The 19,091-nt window shown below is 41.9% G+C and carries 17 protein-coding genes; 12 read left to right on the top strand and 5 right to left on the bottom strand.

The genetic code is table 11. The features are described 5' to 3' along the window. Window positions 1-138 precede the first annotated feature (138 nt). The 7 genes from porG to murI all read left to right on the top strand — a co-directional run bounded on the left by porG (window position 139) and on the right by murI (window position 8,317). Entirely contained in the window at window positions 139-882 is a 744-nt protein-coding gene (gene porG / locus D1164_RS04230) for a type IX secretion system protein PorG (RefSeq protein WP_119348674.1), read from the top strand. Then, window positions 882-1,628: an isoprenyl transferase gene (locus tag D1164_RS04225; RefSeq protein WP_119348673.1), complete on the top strand. Its 747-nt coding sequence runs from the start codon at window positions 882-884 to the stop codon at window positions 1,626-1,628. The genes porG and D1164_RS04225 overlap by 1 nt, the downstream gene beginning before the upstream one ends. Before the next feature lie 16 nt (window positions 1,629-1,644). Beyond that, window positions 1,645-4,359 carry an outer membrane protein assembly factor BamA gene (bamA, locus tag D1164_RS04220; protein ID WP_119348728.1) on the top strand — a complete coding sequence of 905 codons (2,715 nt, stop codon included), beginning with the start codon at window positions 1,645-1,647 and terminating at the stop codon, window positions 4,357-4,359. A gap of 65 nt (window positions 4,360-4,424) precedes the next feature. Further along, window positions 4,425-4,937: an OmpH family outer membrane protein gene (locus D1164_RS04215; protein ID WP_119348672.1), complete on the top strand. Its 513-nt coding sequence runs from the start codon at window positions 4,425-4,427 to the stop codon at window positions 4,935-4,937. A 44-nt stretch (window positions 4,938-4,981) separates the two neighbouring features. Then, window positions 4,982-5,497 carry an OmpH family outer membrane protein gene (locus D1164_RS04210; protein WP_119348671.1) on the top strand — a complete coding sequence of 172 codons (516 nt, stop codon included), beginning with the start codon at window positions 4,982-4,984 and terminating at the stop codon, window positions 5,495-5,497. A gap of 136 nt (window positions 5,498-5,633) precedes the next feature. Beyond that, window positions 5,634-7,472, top strand: coding sequence for a glycosyltransferase (locus D1164_RS04205; RefSeq protein WP_119348670.1), 1,839 nt, complete (start codon window positions 5,634-5,636; stop codon window positions 7,470-7,472). Window positions 7,473-7,489: 17 nt separating this feature from the next. Continuing rightward, window positions 7,490-8,317, top strand: a complete 828-nt coding sequence (gene murI / locus D1164_RS04200; RefSeq protein WP_119348669.1) for a glutamate racemase — start codon at window positions 7,490-7,492, stop codon at window positions 8,315-8,317. Window positions 8,318-8,353: 36 nt separating this feature from the next. Here murI and D1164_RS04195 read toward each other — a convergent pair whose 3' ends face one another. The 4 genes from D1164_RS04195 to D1164_RS04180 form a co-directional block, all read right to left on the bottom strand. Then, on the bottom strand, window positions 8,354-9,442 hold the full coding sequence (locus D1164_RS04195; RefSeq protein WP_119348668.1) for a phosphotransferase enzyme family protein: 1,089 nt from the start codon (window positions 9,440-9,442) through the stop codon (window positions 8,354-8,356). 12 nt (window positions 9,443-9,454) lie between these two features. After that, complete coding sequence (locus D1164_RS04190) at window positions 9,455-10,354, bottom strand: nucleotidyltransferase family protein (protein ID WP_119348667.1); 900 nt, start codon at window positions 10,352-10,354, stop codon at window positions 9,455-9,457. A gap of 14 nt (window positions 10,355-10,368) precedes the next feature. Continuing rightward, complete coding sequence (gene gluP, locus D1164_RS04185) at window positions 10,369-11,601, bottom strand: glucose/galactose MFS transporter (protein ID WP_206610914.1); 1,233 nt, start codon at window positions 11,599-11,601, stop codon at window positions 10,369-10,371. 165 nt (window positions 11,602-11,766) lie between these two features. Continuing rightward, complete coding sequence (locus D1164_RS04180) at window positions 11,767-12,279, bottom strand: gamma carbonic anhydrase family protein (RefSeq protein ID WP_119348726.1); 513 nt, start codon at window positions 12,277-12,279, stop codon at window positions 11,767-11,769. Window positions 12,280-12,486: 207 nt separating this feature from the next. Here D1164_RS04180 and D1164_RS04175 point away from each other — a divergent pair, with 207 nt between their 5' ends. Both D1164_RS04175 and D1164_RS04170 read left to right on the top strand, forming a co-directional pair. Next, window positions 12,487-14,325 carry a 2-oxoacid:acceptor oxidoreductase subunit alpha gene (locus D1164_RS04175; RefSeq protein ID WP_119348666.1) on the top strand — a complete coding sequence of 613 codons (1,839 nt, stop codon included), beginning with the start codon at window positions 12,487-12,489 and terminating at the stop codon, window positions 14,323-14,325. A 2-nt stretch (window positions 14,326-14,327) separates the two neighbouring features. Next, a complete protein-coding gene (locus D1164_RS04170) occupies window positions 14,328-15,395 on the top strand; it encodes a 2-oxoacid:ferredoxin oxidoreductase subunit beta (protein WP_119348665.1) in 1,068 nt (355 codons plus the stop codon). 123 nt (window positions 15,396-15,518) lie between these two features. Here the strand turns inward: D1164_RS04170 and D1164_RS04165 are convergent, their stop codons facing one another. After that, a complete protein-coding gene (locus D1164_RS04165) occupies window positions 15,519-16,073 on the bottom strand; it encodes a hypothetical protein (RefSeq protein ID WP_119348664.1) in 555 nt (184 codons plus the stop codon). A gap of 216 nt (window positions 16,074-16,289) precedes the next feature. Here D1164_RS04165 and D1164_RS04160 point away from each other — a divergent pair, with 216 nt between their 5' ends. The 3 genes from D1164_RS04160 to D1164_RS04150 all read left to right on the top strand — a co-directional run bounded on the left by D1164_RS04160 (window position 16,290) and on the right by D1164_RS04150 (window position 19,088). Further along, window positions 16,290-17,453 carry a GNAT family N-acetyltransferase gene (locus D1164_RS04160; protein WP_119348663.1) on the top strand — a complete coding sequence of 388 codons (1,164 nt, stop codon included), beginning with the start codon at window positions 16,290-16,292 and terminating at the stop codon, window positions 17,451-17,453. Between the two features lie 49 nt (window positions 17,454-17,502). After that, entirely contained in the window at window positions 17,503-18,708 is a 1,206-nt protein-coding gene (locus D1164_RS04155) for a GNAT family N-acetyltransferase (RefSeq protein ID WP_194074849.1), read from the top strand. Between the two features lie 116 nt (window positions 18,709-18,824). Then, on the top strand, window positions 18,825-19,088 hold the full coding sequence (locus D1164_RS04150) for a type B 50S ribosomal protein L31 (protein ID WP_119348662.1): 264 nt from the start codon (window positions 18,825-18,827) through the stop codon (window positions 19,086-19,088). Window positions 19,089-19,091: the final 3 nt, after the last annotated feature.

Raw genomic sequence — 19,091 nt, 5'->3', positions numbered from 1 at the left:
GATGTTTAATAACGGGAGATACACTGAATAAACAAATTTTTTGATTTTTGTGAATGTTCTGTAGGTCATTGCATTACGGATAAAACGAACCGTTAACATGCCTGAAGCTATTGTTGAATAAACGATTTGGACAACCAAATGAGAAAAATTGTATTGGTGTTTACAGCAATTGTTTTAACTGTTTCAGGGTTTGCTCAAAAAACAGCGGATATAGGCATTTGGGGAGGTTCTTCAGCTTATTGGGGAGATATAAAGGAAGCGCCTCCGATGCAGACGTTCAATTTAAATATGGGAGCTTTTTTCAGGTACAATTTCAATGCACGGGTTGCTTTGAGGACCATGTTTTTAACCGGTAGTATTTCGTCCGAAGGGGTTGTGGAAGATATCCCTTTCAGCTTTAAAAAAAATGTACAGGACATATCGGTAATGATGGAAGTAAACTACCTGAAATATATATTGGGAAATAAAAAAACACCGTTTACACCATATATTTTAGGAGGATTGGGGGTAACATATTTCCCTTATGCATTTGATCCGGCGGTATTTTTGCTCATTAATCCGGATTACCCGGTTCCTGATCCGGCGGAAGAGTCGGTTATCGGGCTGACAGTCCCTTTCGGATTTGGGATCAAGTTTTCCATTGGAGAAAGGTTCGGTATTGGAGCTGAATGTCAAATGAGAAAATTGTTTAGCGACAAACTGGATAATGCAGATGATCCGTTGTCGTTTGAAGTGGATAATGCAGACGGAGTTCCCGTGACGGTGAAGTATACTGACTTTTTGCATAATAATGATTGGCCGGGGTATGTTGGGATTCATTTAACGTACAAAATATTTTTGGAAAAGAAAGCCTGCCCGGCCTACGACAGGAAATACTGGTAATGAAATCGTTTAAGAAAAAATTGAATAACGAAAAAATCCCCCGGCATGTTGCCATCATTATGGATGGGAACGGGCGCTGGGCTGCCAAGCAAGGCAGCGAGCGGATTTTCGGGCACGAACACGGCGTCGAAGCTGTTCGCTCTACCGTGGAAGGGGCCGGCGAAATCGGGATTGAATACCTTACCCTGTACGCTTTTTCAACCGAAAACTGGGACCGGCCAAAACATGAAGTCGATGCATTAATGGGGCTGCTTGTACAAACCATCGAAGGTGAAACCGACGAGTTGATGAAGAAAAACGTCAGGTTGGAAGCCATTGGTGATTTGGAAAAATTACCTCCTGATGTGAGCCGGAAATTGAATGAGTGTATCCGTTTATTGGAGTCCAACACCGGGTTGAATCTGATTCTCGCACTTAGCTACAGTTCGAAGTGGGAAATTACTCAGGCCGTTAGAAAAATAGCATCCGATGTGAAAGACAAAAAAATTACCCTGCAAGAAATTGATGATAAACTGTTCGAAAGTTACCTGTCGACTGCCCGTTTCCCTGATCCGGAATTGTTGATCCGGACCAGTGGAGAATTCAGGATAAGCAACTTTTTACTTTGGCAGATAGCCTATTCGGAATTGTACTTCACCGACATACTTTGGCCCGATTTTAGAAAGGAGAATTTGTTTGAAGCAGTTTATGATTTTCAAAAAAGAGAAAGAAGATTTGGTAAAATCAGTGAACAGTTATTTAGTTAATTTATTTATGATCAGAATGCGAAAGCTATTTATATCCCTCTTGTTTTTTTCCATTGTATTTTCCTCGGCTGTGGTTGGTCAGATTACCGAAGATACCAATTTTTCAATTTACTATTCCAGCCCGCGTAAATATACAATTGCCGATATTCAGGTTACAGGGATTCGTTATCTCGATAAAACCGTACTTGTACAATTGTCGGGATTAAGTGTGGGGCAAGTGATTGAAGTACCGGGAGAGGGCATTACCAACGCCATTAAAAAATTGTGGGAACAGGGCCTTTTTTCCGATGTAAAAGTAACTGCCAGTAAAGTAGATGGAAATAATATCTGGCTGGAAATTTATTTGCAGGAAAGGCCCCGTTTATCGGACGTAAACTTTTACGGAATTAGTAAGTCGGAACAAGATGATATTACCGAAAAGGTTTTGCTGCTCAAGGGTAGTCAGATAACAGACAATCAGGTAAATAATGCCGAACGAACGATAAAGAATATTTTTCTGGCTAAAGGTTTTTTGAATACCGAAGTAAATATTGTACAGCGCGATGATACCACGCAAAACAACAGTGTAATACTCGATATTCAAGTAGACAAAAAAGAAAAAGTGAAAGTCAATGACGTTACTATACATGGGAATGAAGCCATAAAGGATAAAGTGCTTGAACGTTCGATGAAAAAAACAAATGCCAGGGAACTAAAGAACTTTTTTCGCACCAAAAAATTCCTTGAAGAAGAATACCAAAAGGATAAGATAAACCTTGTTGACAAATACAATGAGAAGGGTTACCGGGATGCGATGATTGTAAAAGATTCTTTATACCAGGTTGAAGTGGGTAAAAAGAATAAACCCCGCGTAAATGTTGAACTTTGGGTTGATGAAGGCGACAAATATTACTTTGGAGATATAAAATGGGTAGGTAATACCGTTTATCCGTCTGAATATTTGAGCAGTTATCTCGGAATTGAAGGAGGTGATGTTTTCAATCAGTCGATTCTTGAAAAACGGTTATTCGATAATGATGAAGGGCTCAATAATCTGTATCTGGACAAAGGCTATCTGTTCTTTGATTTACAGCCCATTGAAGTGAATGTTGAAAATGATACCATTAATTACGAAATGCGTATCCGTGAAGGGCAGCAGGCAACAATTGATAAGGTACTTATTTCCGGAAATACCAAAACGCACGAACATGTTGCCCGACGAGAGATTCGTACCTATCCGGGAGATTTATTCAGTAAATCGCAAATTATCCGGTCGGTAAGGGAATTGTCGCAGTTGGGGCATTTCGACCCGGAGGCCATTAATCCCGATGTCCGGCCACACCCCGAGGATGGTACAGTGGATATCGAATACCAGCTCCAGGAAAAGGCCAACGACCAGATTGAACTTTCCGGAGGTTGGGGTGCCGGTATGTTTGTTGGTTCTGTAGGATTGAAATTTGCCAACTTTTCAGCGCGCAATATTTTGAACAAAGAAGCCTGGCGACCTCTTCCTACAGGTGATGGGCAAACCCTTAGCCTGCGTTACCAACTAAGTGGCAAGTATTACCGTACAATAAGCCTTTCGTTCATTGAGCCATGGTTTGGCGGGAAAAAGCCTAATTCTTTTTCTGTCTCATTGTCTCATTCGAAGATAAATTACAGTGCCAATAAGTATTATCAAAGTTATAATCCCTATTATGGCGGTTACGGTGGCGGTTATGGTGGCTACCCGTATTATGGCGGTTATGGTGGAGGTTATGGTTATCCGTACTCTAGCTACGGTGGTTATGGTGGTTACGGAGGTTATGGTAGCTATGGTGGCTACGGCGGTTATCCACAGTATCAATACAATTACGGATCGGAAGATAACGACAGCGGGAATGATCAGATTTGGGAAACAACGGCATTGGCTATGGGATACGGTTACCGGCTTTCGTTTCCTGACGACTATTTTACCGTTTATCACGAAATGTCTTTCGAGCACTACCGCTTGCAGAATATGGGAAGTTACTTCTATTTCCTTGCCGATGAAAACGGCAAAGTGAACGGTACATTTAACAATGTGAGTATTAAAACAACTTTTGGAAGAAATTCAGTAGATAATCCGCTTTATTCAAGGCGCGGTTCACAATTCTCACTTACATTGAAGGCAACACCGCCATTCTCTCTGTTTTCCGGGAAAGATTATAGTTCTGAGGATATCACAAACGAAGAGAAATATAAGTGGATTGAATACCACAAATGGTTGTTTAAAGGACAGGTTTACAATCCGTTGTCACGAAATGAAAATTTGGTGCTGCGTACGGCAGTTGAGATGGGTTTTTTGGGATATTATGATCCCTACCGGCCTTCGCCTTTCGAAGGGTTTATTGTTGGTGGTTCGGGAATGTCTGGTTACAACATATATGGTACCGACTATGTGGCTTTGCGCGGATACAAAGATTTTAGCCTGAGTCCTCAGAGCGGTTCGAAAATGTATTCTAAGTTTACGATGGAAATGCGCTATCCGGTCACATTGAAGCCCAGCGCTACCATTTATGCCCTGGCTTTTTTGGAAGGGGGGAATGCCAACATGAGTTTCCAGAATTACAATCCTTTCAAACTTCATCGTTCTGCAGGTGTAGGCGTACGTATTTTCCTTCCCATGTTTGGGTTAATGGGTATCGACTGGGGGTATGGTTTCGATCAGGTTCCCGGAGCTCCTGATGCAAGCGGAAGCCAATTCCACTTTGTTATCGGGCAACAGTTCTGATAGTTACATATTTGGCATAAAATATGATATTGTGCATCTTAGTTATAACGAAAAATTAGTTAGCCATGAAGAAATTAATATTGACTATTGTAGCAGTAATTGCCGTTAGCGGGATTACTTTTGCCCAGAAATATGGCTTTGTCGACTCCGGTTATATTTTGGAAAATATTCCTGCTTTCAGGGCAGCACAGGAGCAGTTGAATCAGCTTTCGGCACAGTACCAGAAAGAACTGGAGACGATGCACGCTGAGATTGAACAAATGTACCAGGATTTTCAGGCTGAAAGTGTGCTTTTGTCTGAAGATATGAAGCGCAAACGTGAAGATGTAATTATCTCGAAAGAAAAGGACTACAAACAGTTGCAACGTAAATATTTTGGGCCTGAAGGCGATTTGTTTCAAAAACGCCAGGGATTGGTTAAACCCATCCAGGATGATATTTTCGGTGCGGTTCAGGAGATTGCCAATGAAGGAAGTTATGCCGTTATTTTTGACAAATCGGGCAATACAACCTTGTTTTATACCAATCCACGGTATGATTTGAGTGATCAGGTACTTCAAAAACTCGGATATAAATAATTAATAATTATCTTTGTGACCAAAAATTTAATACTACGTTGATTATGAGAAATTTAATGAAATTGTTTGTGTTGCTTATTTTTGCAACCGCTACCATTTCGGCCACTGCGCAAAACCTGAAGTTTGGGCATATAGATTTACAGGCGTTAGTACAGCTTATGCCGGAAAGAGCCACTGCCGAAACTGACTTCAATAATTTTCAGACAGAACTGGAGGATGTGCTTGGAGAAATGCAACAGAATTATCAGCAAAAACTCGCTGAACTGGAACAATTAGGTGAAGATGCCTCTGAGGTAAGAAGGAATGCCAAAATTACGGAACTTCAGGAAATTCAGCAGCGTGTTCAAAACTACCAGGTAACCGCTAACCAACAACTTCAACAAAAACAAGCCGAATTGCTGCAGCCTGTTTTTGATAAGGCTGAAAAAGCTATTGAAGAAGTGGCCCAGGAACAGGGATTACTTTATGTATTCGACGTAGGGTCAAGAGTTGTTTTATACAAATCGAATCAAAGTGTCGACCTTCTTCCGTTGGTAAAGCAGAAATTGGGTATTCAATAAGGAAAGAATTGTATCTATATATTGGCCATCTGTCACCAGGCAGATGGCTTTTTTTATGCTTTAAAACCATTTTTATTGGATAGAAGTGGAATTCGGTTTATATTTAAAGATGTGATTTTTATACATACAGAAGTTTATGAATTCACCAGTAGAAAGAGAAAAAGCAGGCAAAATAGAAATTCCATCCAATACCATTTTGTTTGAAATTGCATGGGAAGTGTGTAACCAGGTAGGAGGTATTTATACGGTGATCCGTTCCAAAGTGCCGTCGGTTATCGAAAAATGGGGTGATGAAAATTATTTTCTCATTGGTCCCTATTTTGAAGATCAGGCTTCGGCGCACTTCGATCCTGCCACAGACTATTCTACACCTGTTGGAAAAGCAGTTTTGAAGATGCAGGAGCGGGGTTTCGATGTGCATTACGGGCAGTGGATTGTTTCGGGGCGACCTCATGTTGTCCTGTTTAATCCATATTCTGTGTTTGACAAACTGGACGAAATAAAACATTTTGTTTGGCAGGATTACCACATTTCGCTTCCCGGGCAGGATGAATTGATGGATAAAGTGGCAGCATTCGGGTTTCAGGTGAAAGAATTTTTGCGTTACCTGTGTTCTTCCGGATTTTGTAGCAGCCGCGTAGTTGCCCATTTTCATGAATGGATGGCCGGACTACCTATTCCTGGATTGAGGAAGGAAAACCTTGATATAAAGATTGTTTTTACCACCCATGCCACTCTTTTAGGACGTTACCTTGCCATGAATGACAACCGGTTTTACGACCATCTGCCATTTTATAACTGGGAAACCGAAGCCAATAATTTTAACGTACGTCCCATTGTAGAGATTGAACGTGCTTCGGCACACGGTGCCCATGTTTTTACTACAGTGAGCGAACTCACTGGAAGGGAATGTACCCACCTGCTGGGGCGAACCCCTGATTTGATATTGCCAAACGGGCTTAATATCCAGCGATTTGAAGCGCTTCATTATGTCCAGAATCAGCACCTTCAGTTCAAGGAAAAAATACACGATTTTGTGCGGGGCCATTTCTTTCAAAGCTATTCTTTCGATTTGGATAATACCTTGTATTTTTTTACTTCTGGTCGCTACGAATACCATAATAAAGGGTACGATTTAACCCTGGAGGCGCTGGCCCGTCTTAACTGGAGAATGCAGCAATCGAACTCTAAAATGACGGTGGTAGCGTTTTTTATTACGCGCCGGCCTTTTTATACATTCAACCCCGATGTATTGCATTCCAAGGCGCTGATTGAAGATATCAGTCGTGTTTGTGAAGAGATTAAAGAGCAGGTAGGTCGCAGGTTATACACAAAAATTACTTCGCAGAACGGGCAATATGAGTTTCCGGACCTGTCTGAAATGGTAGACGACTATCTGCGATTGAAACTCCGGAGAAATGTACAAAGCTGGAGAACAAACCAGTTGCCAAAGATTGTTACCCACACGATAGTTGATGATACCAAGGATGAAGTACTGAATTTTCTCCGCACTGCCAACCTGGTAAACAACAGACACGACAGGGTAAAGGTGGTGTATCATCCTGATTTTATTTCTACCTCCAATCCTTTGTTCAAAATGGATTATAACCAGTTTGTGCGGGGATGCCATCTCGGTATTTTTCCCAGTATGTACGAGCCCTGGGGTTACACTCCGCTGGAGTGTCTTGCAAGTGGGTTACCTTCCATAACCAGTAATCTGGCGGGATTTGGCGATTATGTATCACGAAATATTCTGGACGGCGAAAAGCTGGGGATGTACATCCTTGATCGTAAGAGCAGAGATTTTAATCTGACCGCGGATGAATTGGCTGATATTATGATGCAATTTGTACAAATGACGCGCCGGGAGAGAATTGCCCTCAGGTATCGTAGTGAAGAGGCTTCACTTCATTTCGATTGGTCGAACCTGGGAAGATTCTATGATGACGCTTACGAACTGGTCCTTAAAAGATAATTCTCAAATTTGATTTTATGCAGTACTTCCCAATTGGCGTTTTCGATTCGGGTTACGGTGGACTGACCGTTTTAAAACAATTGAAAAAAAAACTTCCTCAGTACGATTTTTTGTATTTGGGTGATAATGCCCGGACTCCCTATGGGTCAAGGTCATTCAGGGTGGTGTATGAATATACCCTTCAGGCTGTCCAATATCTTTTTAGGCAAAACTGTCCGCTTGTAATTATTGCCTGTAATACAGCATCCGCAAAAGCTTTGCGGAATATTCAGCAACTCGATTTGCCGGGGTTGGCTCCCGACCGGCGTGTATTGGGTGTGATTCGCCCCAGTGTAGAGAAGGTGTCAGAAATTACGCGAAACGGGCATGTTGGTGTACTGGGTACAACGGGTACCGTTATTTCAGAATCGTATCCCATAGAACTGGCAAAGTGGTCTGGAGGGAAGGTCAAATCAACAGTTCAGGAGGCCTGTCCGCTTTGGGTGCCTCTGGTTGAAAACAATGAAATAGACTCAGAGGGAGCTGCCTATTTTGTTGAGAAAAACATCCGGAATATTTTTCAAAAAGACAAAGATTTGGACACTTTGATTTTAGGATGTACTCATTATCCGTTACTGCTTAGTCAAATAAGGAAGTTTGTTCCTCCAGATGTGCAAATACTCGAGCAGGGTGGGATAATAGCTGAAAAGCTGGGTGATTACCTTAACCGGCATCCCGAAATGGAAAAAAAATTATCGAAAGGAGGAAATGTTGATTTCCAGACAACGGAATCATCAGAGACCTTCAATGAAATGGCTGCTTTGTTTTTAAACCAAAACGTGGATGCCAAAACAGTCCATCTTTAATTTCCTCCCTTCGATAGGATTTGTTTTGATAAAAAATCAGGAGACCAGTTTTTTTATCACCTCTTTCATGGCGTCGTATTGTTCTTCAATACTGGTCAGTAGTTTATACTGCGCCCTGGTGCGTACCAGGTTGTGATCTTCCGATTTGGTTTTGTAATAGTTGTCACCGTCAATGTAATCCATCAAAAACCGGAGTACCTGCTCGTACGTAATGTATTTTGCAGAAAAAGGAAGGTATTCAATTTCCTTTTCCGTCAGGAACGAACCAGCCCCTTCCAGGTACCCTTTGGCAAAGGCTTCGAAGATTTCCATGTTCATCGATACATTATCGAGGTTGGTATCATCTTCTTTTCCGGTATTGGTATAGTAACGGATGGCATCTCCAAAATCGTTTAGTACGGTACTGTTCAGCACGGTGTCCAAATCGATAGCACAAAGCACTTCCCCGTTTTTATCGAACAGGATGTTGTTGATTTTTGTATCGTTGTGGCTTACGCGCGTAGGGATTGTTCCGTTTTCCACCAGTTTCCAAAAGTTCATCATTTCTTCGCGGCGACTTTCAATCCACCCAATTTCTTCAGCCACCTGGGCTTTCCTTCCTTTGGGATCTTCGCTCAACACCTTGTCCCATTGTTCGTAGCGGATACGAATATTGTGGAATCCGGGCAGGATATCGGTCAGCGGTTCTTTTAAGTCGGATACAAGCGACTGAAATTTTCCGACTCCCTTACCACCTGAGTAAGCCAACTCCGGTGTTTCGGCGGCTTCATAGGCAATGGTATCTTCGATGAAAAGGCACACAGCCCAGTACTCGTCCTGCTCATCAAGGAAATATAGTTTCCCGTCGTTGGCAGGGATAACAGTCATTGCTTCCCGCATGGGATCACCGCCTGCTTTTTCCACTTTTGCCTTGATGTGATCACATACCTTTTGAATATTCTCCATCATGGCCGGAATAGGAGAAAAGACCCTTTTGTTTTTTCGCTGAAGGATATATTGAGGCGAACCCTCTTCTGTTTTTATAACGAATGTGTCATTAATAAATCCTTCGCCAAGGGGAACTACTTCCTTTACTGTTCCTTCCAGTTGAAATTGATCGGCTATTTTTAGCAAGTCGAAATGCATAATAACAAGTTTTTAAAATAGTTTTTCAGGATATTCTCCCGCATCAATCAGTTGATTTATTTTGGCAACCACTCGCGGCTTGTCTTCTTTGTAAGTGACGCCAAACCACGGAGAATCAGCCTCTAATACCTTCACAGAGGCTTTCTCCTCCTGTATCATATCGAAAACGACCGATGGAATGAATATTTCCGATTTGGGTTCATTGATATGATTCTTCAGAAAGGCCGAAAACTTTTCTTCCAAAGAGTTGAATATTGAAGGTTTGAATCCCCAAATATTCATCGATACACTTTCGTTTCCTGTCAGTTGTTTTTCTGTGCCGTCGGGCTCAACAGAAATAATTTTGTCTTCCCTTTTCAGGATTTTTGTGGTTTCCACTATTTTCTGCAGCAGGTTGTTTTCGTCAACATCACAAACACCGCGGGACACTGAACCATAGTCAGATAAGGTGTTGTGAAGTTTATACCCAACCATGGAGTATTCAGTCGCATCAGAAGACTGACTTAGATATTCTGCCATTACTTTGTAAGCATTAAACCCGTAAAAGTCGTCCGCATTTAATGCACAAAAAGGTTCATTTATTAAATCTTTCGTTACAAGAATTGCGTGGGCGGTTCCCCACGGTTTTTCGCGTCCTTCCGGAAGGCTGAACTCTTTCGGGAGGTTATCCAGTTCCTGATACACATAGTCTACCTCAATTTTCCCTTCCAGCTTCGGACCAAATTTTTCCCGGAAAGCATCTGCAAAACTTTCACGAATAACAAAAACGACCTTCCCAAATCCGGCCCTGATGGCATCGTAGATGGAATAATCGATAATTGCTTCTCCGTTAGGGCCTACCGGTTCCACTTGTTTGAGGCCTCCGTAACGGCTGCCCATTCCTGCTGCAAGTATGAGTAATGTTGGTTTCATAAAATATTTTATAATTATACTTTTGATGTTCTGATTTTGTGTCCGCTTAGTGCATAGTAAAGAATAAACAGGAAGCAGGGAACAGCAACCCAGTAAGCATTTTGCGCCCCAATAGCATCTTTAAGAAAGCCATAAATCGTGGGGATTACGGCACCACCAACAATTGCTGTAACAAGCAGCGAAGAACCTGCTTTGGTAAATTTACCTAAGTCGGCCATGGCGAGAGGCCACAGAGCCGGCCACATTAATGAACAACCCAGTGCCATAAGGAAAACAAACCAAATAGAGATTACTGCCGGAGTGAATACCACCAGCAATGAACCCGCCAGGGCTACAAGGGCACTAATGAGTAATGCTTTTGACTGGCTTAAGTATTTGGGAATTAAGATAACGCCGCAAATATATCCTAAGGTCATCCCAATCGGCGCAATCCAGGCGTAAAGGTCTGCATTGGGAAGATTGAGGCTTACTGCATAATCTACGAGAGTTCCAAGCGAAATAGTCTCAGCACCTACGTATAGGAAAAGGGTAATACTACCCAAAATGAGGTGTGGAAATTGGAAAATAGATGTTTTATTGGCTGCATAAGGAGCATCTTCCACATTGTCAGAGTCTTCGCCAGCAGCTTTTACTTCTGGCAGACCTGAGAAGTAGGCAAGCACTCCAAGTAAAATAAATATCCCGATAATAATATAAAAAGGAAGGTTGATGTCGGTAAGTCTAACGTCGTCAACACTCTTATTGATTACCAAAGCCAGAAATACAGGTGAGATAGGCCATGCCAGTTTGTTGGCTATTCCCATGATACTCATTCGCTTGGCCGCACTTTCCATGGGACCCAAAATGGTTATGTAAGGATTTACGGATGCCTGTAAGAAAGCATTCCCCATTCCGCTGATAAAAGAGGCCAAAAGGAACAATGGTAAACTCTCCAATTCTGCAGATGGAATAAAGAGGTAAAAACCCAGCGCAAACATCAGGAATGAAAGCGCCATAGTATTTTTGTAACCAATCCGCTTAATAACCATTGAAGCCGGGTAGCTGAAAATAAGAAATGCGGAGAAGGTAGCCGCAATAACCAGGTAGGATTGCCCCGATGAAATTTGAAGGGCTTTGTTTAGTAAAGGTACCAGATAACTGTTAATGCCCAGGGCAAACCCAATGGCAAAAAACATAATTCCTACGATGATCAGGGGGAAAGTGTACGACTGCTTATTTACGGCAGCGGCTGTAGCTTTGGTACTCATAATTTTTGATTTTAACAGATTAATAACCGAACGCAATTTTCGATTACGAAAGAAGGAAATCTTTTTGATAATAGAAAATGTTGCACAAAAAAGTTCCTAATTTTTTTAAAAAGGAGAATTATTTTTTTGTGATAATTTCAAAAGAGAGGTTTAGGCGATTTCAGGCTATTGATACCAACCAGCATACATACTGTAGGCACCGGCGATCCGCTTAATTTCGCCCTCCAGCAAATCGGGGCTTATTGCCTTCATTTTTTTTGCCGGAATGCCTGCATACACACTTCCGCTTTCGACTACCGTACCCTTGGTAACCACCGATCCGGCAGCAATAATCGAATTGCTTTCTACAACAGCATCATCCAAAACCACTGCATTCATCCCAATCATCACATTATCGTGAAGAGTACAGCCATGAACAATGGCGCCGTGCGCAATAGTGACATTGTTGCCAATTTGGGTAGGTGATTTTTGATACGTGGCATGTATCACGGCGTTGTCCTGGATGTTTGTGTTGTTGCCAATTTTAATAAAATGCACGTCCCCTCGCAATACAGCATTAAACCAAACACTACAGTTATCGCCCATTTCTACATCGCCAATGAGGGTAGCAGTTTCTGCCAAAAAACAGTTTTTGCCAGTGATAGGCGTTTTCCCGTTGAGTGATTTAATAAGTGCCATTTTTGTGTTAATATTTAAATTCATTCCAAATATATCAAAACCTGTAAATATTTGTATATGTCATTAGTAACTTGTTAAATAATGGTTATTTTTGCTATCTAAGAATTACAAGTTAAAAGGGGTAGTCGATTCTAAAATTATAGTTCATTAATTTTAGGGTCGTTTTTCTTTTGAACTAAAAAAGAGGTAACCAAAAACCATATTTAAATGAAGGATGCAAAAGTAATTGAGTTGGAGGAAGTGGCCATTCGGTTTTCCGGTGATTCTGGTGATGGGATGCAATTAACCGGAACCCTGTTTTCGGATGCTACTGCATTAATTGGAAACGATATTTCAACGTTCCCTGATTACCCGTCTGAGATCAGGGCCCCACAAGGAACTGTCGGGGGAGTTTCCGGGTTTCAGGTGCAATTTGGGCAAAAACAGGTAACCACTCCGGGCGACTATGCGCATGTGCTGGTTGCCATGAACCCTGCTGCCGTAAAAGCCAATGCAAGGTTTATGAATGCGGGAGGGACCATTATTTACGATTCGGATTCGTTTACCGAAAAGAACCTGAATAAGGCAGGCTTCAAAACAGATGATCCTTTTTCGGAATGTAATTTGGATGACTACCGGAAAATTGCTGTTCCGGTTACCAGTATGACACGTGAAAGCCTGAAAGATTTTGGTCTCGATAATAAAAGTATTTTGCGAAGCAAAAATATGTTTGCTCTTGGCCTGGTGTGCTGGATGTTTAACAGGCCGTTGGAATATATCGAGGAATTTATTCGGAATAAGTTTGCGAAAAAGCCGGTAGTTGTTGATTCGAATATAAAAGTGCTGCATGCCGGATATAACTACGGGATGAATATGCAGCATATGACCCCGACCTACATGGTACATCCTGCAGAAATTGAACAAGGCACTTACCGAAATGTAAACGGGAACTATGCCACTGCCTGGGGATTTATTGCAGCAGCAGAAAAAGCCGGATTGGAACTTTTTCTTGGGTCGTATCCTATTACTCCGGCTACTGATATTCTTTCAGCACTTTCTGAGCGGAAAGATCTGGGGGTAAAAACTTTTCAGGCTGAAGATGAGATTGCCGGGATTACTTCTGCCATTGGCGCTGCCTTTGCCGGCGACCTGGCTATTACAACTACCTCGGGACCAGGGCTGGCGCTGAAATCTGAAGCGATTGGCCTCGCAGTAATGGCGGAACTTCCGATTGTAATTGTAAATGTTCAGCGTGGTGGCCCCTCAACAGGGTTGCCTACCAAAACGGAACAATCTGATTTGATGCAGGCGCTGTACGGGCGAAACGGCGAAAGTCCGGTGGTTATTCTGGCGGCCAGCTCTCCATCCGACTGCTTCTTTTACGCTTTTAAGGCGGCCAAAATTGCACTCGAACGAATGGTGCCGGTTATTCTGCTTACCGATGGTTTCCTGGGTAATGGCAGTGAGCCGTGGAAAATTCCGAAAATGGAAGAATTACCGCCAATTACGCCGCGTATTGCCAAAGATGCAGATGCATTTAAAGCTTATAAACGAGATGAAAACTTACTGGCCCGTGACTGGGCTTTCCCGGGAATGGCCGGATTTGAGCACCGCATTGGTGGTCTCGAGAAAAATATAGCAGGAACCGTGAGTCACGATCCTGAAAACCATCAGATGAATTGCCAGATTCGGGAAGATAAGGTTCAGAAAGTTGTGGATTTAGTGCCCGACCTGGAAGTTTGTGGAGACGATGATGGTGACGTGCTGGTGGTAGGCTGGGGTGGAACTTACGGTCACCTTATAAGCACAGTTAGGGAGCTTAGAAAAGAAGGTAAAAATGTAAGCCTTGCTCATTTTAATTATATTAAGCCCCTTCCCAAAAATACTGAAGAGGTATTCCGAAAATTCAAAAAAATAATTGTTTGTGAATTGAATCTGGGACAATTTGCAAGTTACCTGCGCGATAAAATGCCTGGATTTGAATACCATCAGATCAATAAAGTGAAAGGGTTGCCTTTTACTGTGAATGAATTAAAGGAAGGGATTTATAAATTACTGGAGGAATAAAAATGACGGATTTCAATTATACCATAAAAGATTTTAAAAGCGAAAATGAAGTGCGCTGGTGTCCGGGGTGCGGTGACTATGCTATTATGAATGCCGTTCAGCGTACTATGGCAGGAATGGGGCTCCCCAAAGAAAAGTTTGCCGTTATTTCCGGTATTGGCTGCTCCTCCCGGTTTCCTTATTATATGAATACCTTCGGTTTTCATACCATTCACGGAAGGGCTGCAGCGGTGGCGTCAGGTGTAAAACTTGCCAATCCCTCCCTGAGTGTTTGGGTTATTACCGGCGACGGCGATGCAATGGCTATTGGTGGAAACCATTTTATTCACACCATTCGCCGAAATATCGACTTGAATGTCATTCTTTTTAATAACCGTATTTACGGTCTTACCAAAGGGCAATATTCGCCTACTTCCGATCGTGGTTTCAAGAGTAAAACATCACCTTACGGAACCATTGAGGATCCATTTGTTCCCGGACAGTTGGTTATTGGATCGCGCGGAACTTTCTATGCAAGGGGTATTGACACTAATTTGAAACTGAGTGAATCCATCTTTCAGGCTGCGGCAGAACATAAAGGAACTTCGGTGGTGGAAGTTTTGCAGAATTGCGTTATTTATAATAACGGCGTTCATAATGAAATTACCAGCCCGGAGCATCGTGCCGACCGTCAACTGATTTTGGAACATGGAAAACCAATGCTTTTTGGCGCCGAAAATGAAAAAGGTATCATTATGGAAAAAGGCAGGTTGAAAGTAGCCTGGATCGGGGAGAATGGAATTACGGAAGACGATGTGCTGGTACACGATGCACATGAACCAGATCCTACATTACATATGGCTCTTATTAATATGTCGCTTCCCGAATTTCCGGTGGCTTTCGGAGTTATCAGAAGTGTCCAGGCACCGGTTTACGATATTGAAATGGAGAACCAAATTGAACAGGTGCAAAAGTCACGTAAAATAACCAGTGTGGATGAACTTTTAAGTTCAGGAAATACCTGGGAGGTTACCGGTAATGGAAACGGTAATGGCAGCCCGAAGGACTGTCCGGGGAAAGAAATAAAATAAAACGCAAGAGGATAAAGTTCTTATAGTATAATTAAAACGGGCTGGTCAGCGACCAGCCCGTTTTAATATATAAATTACCCATAAATCAGGATAATCAGGAAAGGCGAATTGAATTTGCAGGGTTTAAAACTTAAGGGCAACACCAATGTTTAAGTATGAAACTCCATACCCCAGTTCCAGTAATCCGGCAATGCTTTCATTAAAATAATACCGTCCTCCTAAAATCCATGAATACGTCAGGCCACTGCCCACAGAATTGGTAATAGTTCCTACCGTACCGTGGGATTTTGAGCTTACTATATTGTATCCCAGCATCAGGCCTGTGTAAGTGTCCAGTTTTTCTATAAACTGATAATGTAACGCTCCTCTTGCTCCAATGATAACACTGGAGTAATCCCAGCCATATCCCGAGTATTCCCATTTGGCGCCGGTGTAGCCAAAGTAGCCTCCCACGCCAAGCGAACTGTTTTCGTCAAACAATTCGTCTTTTACACCCACCTCAAATGATGCAGATACAGGAGGAATTTTGCTCTTATAATAGCTCCCGGAATAAAGGGTGCTTCCAAATCCTAAACCCAGATTCAGTACTTTGTCTCCTTCGTTGAAGGTGGTATTTTGAGCTTCGGAAGAGAAGGCACAAAATACGGCTACCAGAATAAGTAAAAAACTTTTGTTCATAATTTCCTTTTAAAGGTTAATAATTTTGCAATATTAAGATATTAATATGTTAATATCAATATTCGGTCTGAAATAAATCTGTTTTTAGTTCGGATTTTTTGTTTTTATAACTTCAGGCTAATATTTCCAGTCGTATTACCAGTTCGGGCGGTATTCTTTTTCCTGTTTCATCGTAAAAACTTATTTTCGGCAGGAACTTTTAAATTTTATTGGTGTATGGAAGTAATTGAGGTGTCCGGTAAAAAGACCAGAAATGAATTTTATAAAATGCCGGAAGGAATTTACAGGAATGATCCGAATTACACACCCTTATTGCGCCCAATGATTGAGAATACGTTTCATCCACAGAAAAATGCCAAATTTAAGGAGGGAGATGCCCGCCGCTGGATTGTGAAAAAGGAAGGAGAATGTGTGGGGAGAATAGCTGCATTTTTCGATAACAGTTATTCTTCCGGTTACGACCAGCCAACCGGTTGTTTTGGTTTTTTTGAATGTATAGATGACCAGGAAGTAGCTGACTTGCTTTTTGGCACGGCCAGAAAGTGGCTTGAAGAAAATGGTATGGAAGCCATGGACGGACCCGTGAACTTTGGCGAAAACTTTTTTTACTGGGGCTTGCTTGCTGATGGTTTTCAACCCCAGACCTTCGGGATGCAGTACCATCCTCCTTACTACCGGAAGTTGTTCGAAAACTACGGTTTTCAAATTTTTTATGAGCAATATAGTTATTCCCTGGATGTGACCAATCCCGACCTTCCCGACCGGTTCTGGAAAATTGCAGCCTGGGTTGCCAAAAAGCCGGAATACAGTTACCGGCATTTTACCTTCGAAGAGCAGGAGAAATACATAAATGATTTTCTTGAAATTCACCGGCAGGCCTGGGCCGATCACAGTAACTACAAACCGGCTGACTTTGATGAGCTCAAAGAAATGATAGATCAGGCAAAATTTATTTTGGAGGAGGAGTTTATCTGGTTTGTTTACCACAAAGAAAATCCCATTGCTTTTTTTATGATGATTCCCGATGTTAATCAGATTATGAGGAAGCTAAAATCAGGCAAAATGAATTGGCTGAATATTGCCCGCTTAATATATTATAAAAGAAAAAAGGTTATTTCGCGTTGCCGGGTAATTGTTCTTGGAGTTATTCCGCAATTTCAGCGTTTGGGTATCGAATCAGGAATTTTTTACCAGCTTAAACAGGTGATGCTTCGCAAACCATGGTATAATGATATGGAGATGAGTTGGGTAGGTGATTTTAATCCGAAAATGAATGCGCTTTTTAAATCGTTTGGAGCAACCCAAACTCTTACTCATCTGACCATGCGTTACCTGTTTGACCCTAAAAAAGAATTCAAACGGGCAGCAATAATTAGCTGACTATGGCGTATTTTTGTACGAATTACTAACCCGGCTTAATAAATATAAGATGCAACTGATTGAAGTAACAGATAAGAAATCGCGAAAACTTTTTCACCAGGTCCCTCATCCGATTTATAAAGGCGATCCCAACTGGGCTTGTCCGTTGGAAGGGATGGTGGAGAATGTGTTTGATCCGCAAAGGAATCCTTCGTTTAAAAACGGGGAAGCCATTCGCTGGGTTCTGTTTGATGAAAAAAACAATCCCATTGGCCGGATTGCTGCGTTTTATAACCTGGATAAGGCCAAAACCTTTGAACAGCCAACCGGCGGTTGCGGCTTTTTTGAGTGTGTCAATAATCAGCAGGCTGCCAATCGGTTGTTTGATACTGCCCGTGACTGGCTCAAATCCAAAGGGATGGAAGCCATGGATGGCCCAGTCAATTTTGGAGAAAATTATATGAATTGGGGCTTGCTGGCCGAAGGGTTCATGCCACAGGGGTTTGGAATGCCTTACAATCCACCTTACTATCTGGATTTGTTTGAAAATTACGGTTTCAAAATATATTTCAGGCAGTTTAGCTATCACTTAGATACCACGTTGCCCGAATTGCCCGAGCGGTTTTGGAAAGTGGCTGAATGGGTGGCCAAAAAGCCGCATTTCAGTTTTAAACATTTTTCATGGAAAGAAAAGGAGAGGTTTATCGATGATTTTGCCCGTGTGTATGATAATGCCTGGCGTTTCCACGAACATTTTAAGCCGATAGACAAAGACGATTTGGAAGATTTTATACAAAGTGCCAAATCGTTGATTGAAGAGGAGTTTATTTGGTTTGCCTATCACGAAGGCGAGCCCATCGCACTGTTTGTAATGGTGCCTGATCTAAACCAGATACTGGCCAAACTGAAAGGCCGGATTACCATCTGGAACCTGCCGAAGGTATTGTGGCTAAAATCGCGTAAAACAATGACCCGTACACGCGCCCTGATAATCGGTATAGTTCCTAAATTTCAGCGATCCGGGATTGAAGCTGCTATTTTCTGGAATCTTCGTCCGGTGATGTATAAAAAAAGATGGTATCGTGAAATGGAACTTTCCTGGGCAGGTGATTTTAATCCTAAAATTGTGGCACTTTATGAATCGGTGGGAGGTAAACGTGCCAAAACACATTACACTATGCGCTATCTTTTTGACCGAAATAAGCCATTTACAAGGGCTCCCATTATTTCTGCAGATCAAGGAAAAGAAAAATCAAAAACCGAACAGGAAAATTAAATTTCGTTTTTGCATTCTTAAAAACAATATTTATCTTTGCAGGCCTTTAAAAAATTAAAAATGAATGTTGAATGGATTGTAGTTTTAAATGCAACCATTCAGAAAAATAATAAAAAATGAAAAAGGGAATACATCCGGAAGAGTACAGGTTAGTGGCATTTAAAGACATGTCTAACGGACATATTTTTATTACCAGATCCACAGTAGAAACCAAGGAAACAGAAGAGGTCGACGGCGTGGAATACCCGTTGTACAAACTTGAAATTTCCAATACTTCACACCCATTTTACACCGGTAAGGTGAAATTGGTTGATACCGCAGGTCGTGTGGACAAGTTTATGAGCCGCTACGGAAAACATATGGAACAGAGGAAAAAGTAAAAT

The sequence above is a fragment of the Mariniphaga sediminis genome (assembly GCF_003573545.1).
Lineage (GTDB): Bacteria > Bacteroidota > Bacteroidia > Bacteroidales > Prolixibacteraceae > Mariniphaga > Mariniphaga sediminis.
The sequence above is the reverse complement of the archived record's forward strand: the minus strand, read 5'-3'. Positions and strand labels throughout refer to the sequence as shown.